Source organism: Vibrio sp. 1078-1, assembly GCF_033340475.1.
On sequence record NZ_JAWOWM010000324.1, the window covers coordinates 1 to 720 of the forward strand.

Here is a 720-nt window from a genome sequence, read left to right on the forward strand (position 1 = left end):
TTTAAGGTATTATGCGGAGGCTAAGGTATTGCGTTGCTCACACCTTAGCAAGGCGTTATACCGCAATCAGTCATCTAACCTTTTCATGGCTTTACGGTAAACATCGCTACGTTCGCGCTTTCCAACTGCTAGGACGGTTACAATGATCACATCGTCTTCAACTTTGTAGATGAGACGGTAGCCCGATTGACGCAACTTAATTTTATACATGTTGTCAGCTCCAGAAAGTTTTGAAGCCGGAACATGTGGGTTATCTAAGCGCTCGATTAGCTTTTTCTTAAATTGTTGTTGCAGAGTAGAGCCAAGCTTTTTCCACTCTTTGAGTGCGCTCTTTTTAAAGTCGAGTTTATAGGTCATCAATATTTACCGAAATGCTCTCTTCAGATTCACGCTCTTTAGCGATAGCTAGTAGTTCAAGATCTTCGAGTCTGTCCATCATCATTTCGTACGCTTCGGCAGGTACGCAATAAAATGCTGGCTCATTTCGGTTTAATACAGCAACAGGTTCGCCGTAAGCACTAGTTGCAACTTTCATAGGGTTAGCTTTCAACTCAGTAATGCTTGCAGCAACATCGGCTAGGATTCTGGTGGTCATATAATCGGTCTCTTAAGTGGTCTTTATGTTGGTCATTTTAGCCTCAACCAAGCGGTATAACAAGTTGCTTAAGAGTGATTCGCAACGCGTGGCATTTTTACTATGCGTCGGTTTATGTGTTTAAG

At 42.4% G+C, this 720-nt stretch carries 2 protein-coding genes; both read right to left on the reverse strand.

Features of this window, described 5'->3' with window-relative positions; all coding sequences use genetic code 11:
- Positions 1–66 precede the first annotated feature (66 nt).
- Positions 67–357 carry a type II toxin-antitoxin system RelE family toxin gene (locus tag R7190_RS27360; protein WP_025507101.1) on the reverse strand — a complete coding sequence of 97 codons (291 nt, stop codon included), beginning with the start codon at positions 355–357 and terminating at the stop codon, positions 67–69.
- Positions 347–595 carry a type II toxin-antitoxin system Phd/YefM family antitoxin gene (locus R7190_RS27365; protein ID WP_005377003.1) on the reverse strand — a complete coding sequence of 83 codons (249 nt, stop codon included), beginning with the start codon at positions 593–595 and terminating at the stop codon, positions 347–349. The genes R7190_RS27360 and R7190_RS27365 overlap by 11 nt, the downstream gene beginning before the upstream one ends.
- Positions 596–720 lie beyond the last annotated feature (125 nt).

What these genes read in the sequence shown, in the direction of transcription:
- R7190_RS27360 (WP_025507101.1), bottom strand. Translation starts at nt 357, where the DNA reads ATGACCTATAAACTCGACTTTAAAAAGAGCGCACTCAAAGAGTGGAAA.
- R7190_RS27365 (WP_005377003.1), bottom strand. Translation starts at nt 595, where the DNA reads ATGACCACCAGAATCCTAGCCGATGTTGCTGCAAGCATTACTGAGTTG.